Annotated in this window: 7 protein-coding genes; 2 read left to right on the top strand and 5 right to left on the bottom strand. The window is 42.8% G+C overall.

Features of this window, described 5'->3' with window-relative positions; all coding sequences use genetic code 11:
• Positions 1-241 (top strand): integrase core domain-containing protein (locus tag L5M40_RS13530; protein ID WP_263256145.1); only part of this gene is annotated, 241 nt, incomplete at its 5' end.
• Positions 242-969: 728 nt separating this feature from the next.
• On the opposite strand, the gene L5M40_RS13525 is transcribed toward L5M40_RS13530, so the two are convergent.
• The 5 genes from L5M40_RS13525 to L5M40_RS13505 form a co-directional block, all read right to left on the bottom strand.
• Entirely contained in the window at positions 970-2,823 is a 1,854-nt protein-coding gene (locus tag L5M40_RS13525) for a M1 family metallopeptidase (protein ID WP_173245966.1), read from the bottom strand.
• Positions 2,824-3,436: 613 nt separating this feature from the next.
• Positions 3,437-4,408 (bottom strand): PstS family phosphate ABC transporter substrate-binding protein, encoded by a 972-nt coding sequence (locus L5M40_RS13520; protein WP_113941039.1) that lies wholly within the window; start codon positions 4,406-4,408, stop codon positions 3,437-3,439.
• A gap of 495 nt (positions 4,409-4,903) precedes the next feature.
• Entirely contained in the window at positions 4,904-6,202 is a 1,299-nt protein-coding gene (gene phoR / locus L5M40_RS13515; protein ID WP_105249762.1) for a phosphate regulon sensor histidine kinase PhoR, read from the bottom strand.
• 80 nt (positions 6,203-6,282) lie between these two features.
• Positions 6,283-6,972 carry a phosphate regulon transcriptional regulator PhoB gene (gene phoB, locus L5M40_RS13510; RefSeq protein ID WP_006085167.1) on the bottom strand — a complete coding sequence of 230 codons (690 nt, stop codon included), beginning with the start codon at positions 6,970-6,972 and terminating at the stop codon, positions 6,283-6,285.
• Positions 6,973-7,158: 186 nt separating this feature from the next.
• Entirely contained in the window at positions 7,159-8,127 is a 969-nt protein-coding gene (locus L5M40_RS13505) for a porin (RefSeq protein WP_263145055.1), read from the bottom strand.
• A 291-nt stretch (positions 8,128-8,418) separates the two neighbouring features.
• Here L5M40_RS13505 and rdgC point away from each other — a divergent pair, with 291 nt between their 5' ends.
• The gene (gene rdgC / locus L5M40_RS13500; protein WP_113941038.1) at positions 8,419-9,333 is read left to right on the top strand and encodes a recombination-associated protein RdgC; all 915 of its coding nucleotides are present in this window, start codon (positions 8,419-8,421) and stop codon (positions 9,331-9,333) included.
• The last annotated feature ends 117 nt before the right edge of the window (positions 9,334-9,450 follow it).

The following is a 9,450-nucleotide window of genomic DNA, read 5'->3' as shown; positions in this document are numbered from 1 at the left end:
GAGTCGCCGAGGTAACTGCTGGGATAATGCGCCAATGGAGCGATTTTTCAGGAGTTTAAAAACGGAATGGGTGCCAACGCAAGGCTATAAGAGTTTTGTTGAAGCTAAACAAGATGTGACTGATTATATTATTGGCTATTACAGCCAAGTCAGGCCACATCATTATAATGCAGGATTAAGCCCAAATGAATCAGAGCGAAGATTTTGGGAAGATTCTAAAGCCGTGGCCAAATTTAGTTGACCACTACACTTAATTAAAAATGGCGACTCTGAGTATAGGTAAGGATTAACGGATAAGATTAAATGCACCTTGAGAATGAAATATGTGAAGTCGCAGTTTCATACCCTCAAATGACACAGTTTCTGTTTTATCGCATTGAGTCGAATTGGTTGGTCGTTCATCATCATCTCCCTTTTGGGACGCAATAGAAAACACGCTAGCGCACTGAATTCTATTTGTATCCCGCACTGATTTCCTTGTGGCAACCTTAGGTTAGGTTGCCATTTTTTTACTCAAATTTCAACAAGCGCTAACGCTAGCTTATAGATTAATAAACTGACACGCGTTTAATTTTTTATCCCCCATGATTTTAATGTAGAAAAAATGTAACACTTAAGTGTGAGTACTCAGTATTCCCCAGAAAAATGTCCCATAAAATCTTTTTTAAACTTTTTGGGATTTTTTTCTGATATCAGTGAACTTAATTAAAAATGGCGACTCTGAGTATAGGTAAGGATTAACAGATAAGATTAAATGCACCTTGAGAATGAAATATGTGAAGTCGCAGTTTCATACCCTCAAATGACACAGTTTCTGTTTTATCGCATTGAGTCGAATTGGTTGGTCGTTCATCATCATCTCCCTTTTGGGACACAATAGAAAACACGCTAGCGCATTGAATTCTATTTGTATCTCACACTGATTTCTTTGTGGCAACCCATAGGTTGCCATTTTTTTTACCTAAATTTCTATAAGCTGAGTGATTTGTCCAATTGAACTTGAATCGAAGGATGATAGCCTGCACGAGCCTTTGTATAGATGTCTTTTAATTCAGAGTGATATCCCGCAATTTGTAACTCAGCATAGAGTGGCCGCACAAATTTACCGCGTCCAATACGCACTAAATAGGCACTTAATGCCGGCAACACAGGATCATAATGATTACGAATCGCGACTCGAAACCAATCACAGGCAATTTCTGCATTAGTCGATTGGGTTAATTGGAAGGTTTCATCCAGATCCATCAATTGAACTTGACTAACGACTTCAGGTAATTGGGTCAGAAAATATTGCCAATGGTGCACTCGCCAATCTTTAACGCTTAATCGGCCCGCTGCTGTTCCCTGTAAAAAACACGCCAGCGCATCATCGACTTTATCTAAACTCATGGATGTTGGTCCGCAATAGCCCTCAGGTAAGCCTTCACCATAAATCCACGTTAATAGTTCAGCTTCAGTGATTTTATCTGCGTGTAATTGCAGTAAAGTTTGTTTTGCGTACTCGACAAACACTTCGGTGGTAATGGCTTTAAACGCAAAATGATTCACATAAGTGAGTAAAAATTTATCAAATTCTACTCGCCCTAGCCTGCGCTCTAAATCATGGACAAACATCGAAGCCTTATCATAAGTAAAACGATTAAAGGCAAGATTAGGATCGTCCTGCTGCACATTAGCGGGTAAAGTTTGCTTACCCGTAGGCAAAGACGCGATTTCTTCTTTTAAGCGACCAAACTCTATTACCCATTCTAATTCTGCCTGTTCTTTTCCATAGACAGCCTCGACAATACGGTTAGTAAAATAGGTCGTGAAACCTTCGTTTAACCAGAGATCACGCCAAGTTGCATTACTGACCAAATTGCCCGTCCATGAATGCGCTAACTCATGGGCAACGGTTGACACTAAGCTTTTATCACCAGCAATGAGTGTGGGCGTTAAAAAGGCTAAACGCGGATTTTCCATTCCACCGAATGGGAAACTCGGCGGCAAGATAATCATGTCATAGCGGCCCCATACGTAAGGACCTAACAATGACTCGGCAACGTCGAGCATGTGTTCAGTATCTTCAAACTCTTTTGCGGCGGCCGCTAGCATGCTCGGCTCGGTATACACGCCGCATCTTGGACCTATCGCTTGAAAGGCAATATCACCCACAGCCAAGGCCATTAAATGGGTCGGAATAGGCTGTTCCATCTCAAAGTGAAACACACCATTAAGTGGCGTATCGGGATGATTCATCGCGCTCATAACGGCGCGCATACCTTTGGGCACTTGCACCTTAGCATCAAAAGTGATCCGCGCCTTAGGCGTATCTTGTAATGGGATCCAACTGCGGGCATTGATCGGTTGCGATTGACTAAAGAGGTAAGGTAACTGTTTACCCGCGGTTTGCTCAGGCGCTAGCCACTGTAATCCTTGGGCAGACGGCGAAGTTTGATAGTGAATACAAACCTGCCTGCAAAGAAATGCAGGTAAAGTGATACACAATTTTTGCCCGAGTATGGGGTCAGCTTCATTAAGCACAAAGTCGAGCGGTTCTTCATCCATTTCTGTTAATGCATTCACCCCCTCTGTAGCATTAAAGCAAGTCACAGCAAGTATGGTTAGATCTCGACTATCAAGCCAAAGCTCTGTTACATCACACTCAAGAAAATCCAAGGACAGCGTCGCTTTAGCGAAAAGACGCTGCGCGTCAAAATCCACCATGACATCCAAAGAGACATGGGTCACTTGCACTTGTTCGGTATTCGCAAAAGAATGGTAATCTCGGGTTAAATCCCAAGGGGCTACATCAGCTAATGTACTCTTAGTTGGTTGCAACACTGTCGCCTCGATATTCAAGTTTTGAGCGGTATGTTCTAAATAGTGAGTTATGAGTTACCTTGCTGTGGTGACGGGCTTGATAACTTATCACTAATCATTGGGAGGTATTATCGACTGCAAATTTACTCAGAGGCAAATCGTAACTGAGCTTTAAAGATCCTTAGGAACAAGTTTTTTGTAACAGTTCATCTTTAGGTGTAGGTACCGAGTTTGCAATAGGCTATCTCTAGCTTGCTGGATTTATCGGTAGTCACAGTAGAAGCAGCTAAAATTGAGACGTGCAAACTTGGCAAAAATCGAGTCAGCCTCTTTTTATAAAAACAAAATGCAAAATTATTTAAAATATTTCGCACTTTCCCTGAACTAATTTGATGATGCTGAGTCAGATATTATGAACCGAATCTTTGTAATGAGTTTCTTCGTTCATCATCATTCTCCTTTAGATGGTTTCTAGCGCGACCGTCCCAAGATTCCGAATTGGAATTTACAGCAACCTACTTAGGTTGCTTTTTTTATGTCTTTAATTTGGTCTAAACCTGACATCATCACACATTTAAAACCACAAAAACAAAAAGGACCTCCTGAGAGGTCCTTGATTAACAAGCCGTTTGGCTTACAAGCGAATACCTACTTGCTCTAAATCTTTAGCAACTACGCTATTAGGCACAGGTACATAACCGTCTTTTTCTACCACTTGCTGACCTTGCTTAGACAACACATAACGCAGGAATTCTTTTTCCATTGGTGCTAAGTCTTTGTTTGGTTGCTTGTTCACGTAAACGTATAAGTAACGTGATAGTGGGTAAGTACCATTAGCCGCGTTTTCAGCTGTAGCTTCGATAAACTCATTGCCTTTCTTAGCGATGGCAACAGCTTTAACACCTGCAGTTTTGTAACCGATACCTGAGTAGCCAATCGCATTCAGAGATTGAGAAACAGATTGCACAACAGAAGCTGAACCAGGTTGCTCGTTTACGTTAGCTTTAAAGTCACCTTTACAAAGCGCGTGCTCTTTAAAGTAACCGTAAGTGCCCGATACTGAGTTGCGACCGTAAAGTTGAACGTCTTTGGCAGACCAGTTACCGTCTAAGCCTAAATCGCCCCAACGTTGGATGTCACTGCTACCACATTTGTGAGTTGAAGAAAAAATGCCATCAACTTGCTCAACGCTTAAGCCTTTGATTGGGTTATCTTTGTGCACGAATACGGCTAAAGCATCGATAGCTACACGAATCGCAGTTGGTTTATAACCAAAATGCTTTTCGAACGCTTCAACTTCATTAGGCTTCATCTTACGGCTCATAGGACCGAACTGTGAAGTGCCTTCAGTCAACGCTGGTGGCGCAGTAGAAGAACCCGCCGCTTGGATCTGAATGTTGACGTTAGGGTACATTTGTTTAAATTCTTCTGCCCAAAGTGTCATCATGTTGGCTAAAGTATCTGACCCTACAGATGATAAGTTGCCAGATACACCGCTCGCTTTTTCATAAGTAGGCAGAGATGGATCAATCGATGCCATCGCAGTGGCAGAGAATACACCAGCGGCTGTTAGAGTAATCGCGCCGACAAGCTTTTTCAGTTTCATTATGTGCTCCAGTAGTAAGCTAACTAATTTGTAACTTAAGTTTCTTCAGACGCAGCCAGTATCAATCGCTACAATGACAATTCTATGTCCGTGATATGACACTTAAATGACAATGCACTATTTATCGCTTTTTTCTGTCATTAATACCAATCACATTAAATATCTAATCAGTTCAGAGCCTCACAGGCATTTCAATCCAAGGCGCATTGACGCAGAAATGGTCATTCATGCAACACCGGAGTGGGATGCCTGTGTGGCTCCCGAAGGGCGGGTGATGTTAACGGCATGGCAACGCGCTTTATACTGCGTTAAAGGCTTTCGACAGAGCACCACTCTGCCTTCAAGCCTTCGCCTTGTCTAAAGCGCGTTGAATCCCCGCTGAATGAACAGATATTTAATACTATTGGTATAATAAAGACTCAATAAACCTAGAAATAAAAACAGGCCCTAATGGCCTGTTTTTATTATTTATTGTAAATATTTCACTCACACATACTATTTCTTACGTTCGATAAGATGCAAAGGGATAATAAAGCTAAAAGTACTGCCTTTACCGACTTCACTGCTGATTTTAAGCTTACTGTGATGGTGGTTAAGCGCATGTTTTACTATCGCTAAACCTAAACCACTACCACCGGTTTGCCTTGAGCGCGCACTGTCTACCCGATAAAAGCGTTCCGTTAATCGACCAATATGCTGAGCCGCAATACCTTCACCCGTATCCGTTACGCTAAAGATGGCACCCGTAGCCACACTGCACCACTGCACTGTAATTTTCCCGCCAGGTTCTGTGTAACGAATCGCATTAGAAATCAAGTTAGAACAGGCACTTCTCAGCTGTAATTCATTGCCGTGAGAATCAAGTCCAGGCTCACAATAGAAACTCAATTCATACTTATCTTGTGCCAGCGCCTTAGCTTCCTCCTTGAGCACCTCCATCAACTGCGTCATATTCACAGTGTTTTCGAGGTTAATATCAGCCGCATCTTCAATTCGCGATAACATCAATAGCTGTTCCACCATAGATTGCATTCGTCGCGTCTGCTGCTGCATCAATGCTAACGGCTTGACGTTCATCGAATCAGGCTCAGCCATGCTTTGCATCATTTCGAGGTAACCCTGTAACACAGTGAGCGGCGTTTTTAATTCATGCGACACATTGGCGACAAACTCTTTACGCATTCCCTCAAGCTGACGTATACGAGTGATATCCCGCGCAATTAACAGTAACTGCCTGTCACCGTAAGCCATGATACGGATTTCAAGCAAACGCCTATCCGATACTGGCGAAGGTAACTCCAGCGGCTCTTTGTATTGTGCGGATTTAATGTAAGCAGAAAAATCAGGATGACGGATTAAATTATCGATTCGTTGACCATTATCCTGTGGCCACACAAAACCGAGAATGAGTTGCGCTAACTTGTTACACCATAAAATATTATGCTCTGAATCAAGCACGACAGCGGCATCGGGTAACGCCTCAGCACCTTGACGAAATCGTGCCAGCAGTGCGGCCAGTTGACCGACACGTCGACGATTCTTCCCTTGAAGGCGATAAATACCGTTAAATACACCTTCCCAGCTCCCACTGCCCTGCGGCGGCGTGAGTTTCCTATCCCGCCATAACCAAAAGTTAAGCCGTGATAATTGTCGGTAATGCCAGCAAACTAACCCTAGCGTGCCGATAAAGAGTATCCAGAGAAGTTTCCCTACCAATAAACCTATTAGCGCGCAAAGCAGTAGATATAAACCTAAGCGCGTAAACAACCGATACCCTGAATAAGAGTCAGACATAAATAAACCCAAACATCAGGCTAAATAAGAGGAGCACAAGATAGCGTAAAAGCTAACTTGTGCCTAACAGTTATTCAGCACTAAATGCGTGTAGAGAAACGATAACCAGCGCCACGAACCGTTTGGATCAAGCGATCATGACCAGACTCTTCAACGGCTTTACGAAGGCGTCTGATATGCACGTCAACGGTTCTGTCTTCAACATACACATTGGTGCCCCACACATTATCGAGCAGCTGTTCACGGCTGTAAACACGCTCAGGATGGGTCATGAAAAAGTGTAATAAACGAAATTCGGTTGGGCCCATATCTAATACAGTTTCACCCACACTCACCCTGTGACTCACAGGATCGAGCATTAAGCCCTGTACATCAATGGTTTCTTCTAAACGAGTCGGTGCACTGCGACGCAATACGGCTTTAATACGTGCGACCAGCTCTTTAGGGGAAAAAGGTTTAGTGATGTAATCATCGGCGCCAACTTCGAGGCCTTTGACTTTATCTTCCTCTTCACCGCGGGCGGTTAACATAATGATCGGAATTTGGCGCGTAAACTCATCTTGCTTTAAGCGTTTCGCCAATTGAATACCACTTCCGCCAGGAAACATCCAATCCAATAAAATCAGATCGGGGTAAGGCTCCTTTAGCAGCGCAATGGCCGAATCAAAATCTTCCGCCGCAGAGGTTGTAAACCCATGCTGTTCCATTACAAAAGTCAGCATCTCGCGGATGGCCAACTCGTCTTCTACTATCAATATCCTTGCAGTCATAAGTGATTTTCTGTCAGTGAATGTCAACACGGCTATTATTAGTCATTTTTATTACAGATTTATGAATAAACACGCCGCTTGAGCCATATAGTAGTAATATTTGTCATAATAAGTTTATATAACTGTTTGTTTATAGCAATAAAAAAGGAGGCTATATGCCTCCTTAATTGAGTTTTAATGCTGGATTTAGAATTTGTGTTCTAAGCCAACACCAATGTATTTGTCATCATCTGTAGACGCTTCTAATGAACGGTTCGTGTAGAAAGCGAATAGTTTAGTTGGCTTACCTAAGCTGTAGTCTGCACCTACCGACCATGAATCACCAAGTTCTTCCATATCTTGGAACTGAGCTTTTAAAGTAACAGCATCGATATCATAGGCTGCGCTTAATAGATAGCCGTTAGCACTTTCTGCAGTGACTTCAACTGGCATAGACGTTACAGAATCAAATTTATAGGTTTGCTCTTGTTGCTGGTACATACCACCCAGTTTAATTCCGGCTAACTTAGCTTGTAAGCTGGCACGAACAATCTCATATCCAGACACATCTGAGTCATAGGCAAGAGATGCATAAACGGGTGTTTTCTTCAGTTTCGCATCACCATACATGGCAGCTAAGCTAAAACCATCTTGAGCAAATTGACCTTTTACATCATTTCCTTCGGCAACATAGGTAACACCGAATACAAAATCACCAAAGGAAGGCGTAAGGTAAGTCGCCGTTTGAGCAGCGCGAACTTCACCCTTGAACAGCTTACCTAAGTCACCTGAAAGGTCGTTAAACTGATCAACATCACCTTGAGAAATTTTCAATAAGGTATCATTACGACCCACAGAGAACGAACCAAATGCGCCTTTCAAACCAACAAATTGGTTACGTGCAGTAAAGTTATCGCTTGATGCTGCACCTGTATCAACTTGATATTCCACTGTGTAGAAAGCTTCCAGCGAGCTAGACAGCGCAAAATCACCCTTCACACCAAAACGAGAAGCATTACTTTGAATAGTTGTTGTAGCATCACCTTTCTCATCATTTGATTGAGCAGTGACATTCAACTTACCATAAACAGTCAGTGGCTCAGCGGCATTAGCTGAAGCCAGAGTTGCAGAAGCTAGCGCAGAAGCAAGTAGAGTTTTACAAAAAACGTTCATCATTTAATCCTTTCGACGTTATGTTCGTCTTGGTTATTGGTTTGGAACGACCGAAAGTTTGCAATGAATGTGTTTCAATTTTATTTCAATTGTGACCATTAACGTTGGCGTGCAAAAAAGCTGACGCGAAGCCAGGCATAAAACCCAGTAAAAATGCGGGCTGCAGCTAAGCTAATTATTATGTTACAGTTTAATGAATTCTGATCCTCAGTTAAAAATCAGCTATTGAACACAGGTTTACCCCGCCCAAACTATGCCGTAAACTGCCACTTTAATTTTCAATGGGCGCCTCTTATGTGGTTTAAAAATCTTACTCTTTATCGTTTCAATAAACCTTTTGCCGTCGAAACCGAAGCGCTAGAAACTGCGTTGGCCGATTTCACTTTCTCCCCCTGCTCAAGCCAAGATGTCAGTAAATTTGGTTTCTCAAATGCGTTAGGCAAAAAAGGCAGTTCTTTGGTCCATAGCGCTGACAATCGCCATCTGATCTGCGTGACTAAAGAAGAGAAAATTCTGCCAGGCCAAGTCATCAAAGAAGCCTTAGAAGAAAAAGTGGCTCTCATTGAAGATGAAGAAAATCGTAAACTGGCGAAAAAAGAAAAAGATGCGCTAAAAGATGAAATCATCACTAGCCTACTGCCACGCGCTTTTTCGCGCCGAAGCCAAACCCACGCCTTGATTTTGCCTGAACTAGAAATGATCCTCGTTGATAGTTCAAGTGCCACTAAGGCCGAAGAATTATTAGCGTTATTACGTAAAGCTCTCGGCAGTTTACCTGTGATCCCACTAAGCTTTAAAGCGCCAGTCGAATCCAATTTAACTGAATGGTTAAAACTTGGCAGCGCGCCATTACCCTTTGAAATGCAAGACGAAGCCGAGCTCAAATCTGAAGCTGATGAAGGCGGAATTGTGCGCTTTAAACAGCAGGATTTGAAAGAAGACGAAGTGTTAGCTCACTTAGCAACAGGTAAGCAAGTACACAAGTTAGCGCTGCATTTCGGCCAATCGATTGCACTATTATTGCAATCAGATGCCAGCGTGAAACGCCTTAAATTCTCTGAAGAATTTAGAGCAGGGAACGATGAAGTCGGCACTGACGATCCTATGGCCCGTTTAGATGCAGACTTTGCCCTAATGGGCAGCGAGTTAGTCGCCTTGATGCATGCACTCGTGGCCGCCCTTGGTGGACTCGAAGACGCACAAGTTTAAGCAGAAATCGTTAAGCAGACGAGATCTGCAATTCGCTTGTTAGACTGAGCCGTACAAGATAAGAAAAGGCGCCCCCATCAAAATAATGGTTGCGCCTTTTTTATGACGATTTTACTT

Origin of the sequence: Shewanella sp. SM68 (assembly GCF_025653925.1) — a bacterium.
GTDB lineage: Bacteria > Pseudomonadota > Gammaproteobacteria > Enterobacterales > Shewanellaceae > Shewanella > Shewanella oncorhynchi.
Note: the sequence above shows the minus strand (reverse complement) of the source record. Positions and strands in the feature narration are given on the sequence as shown.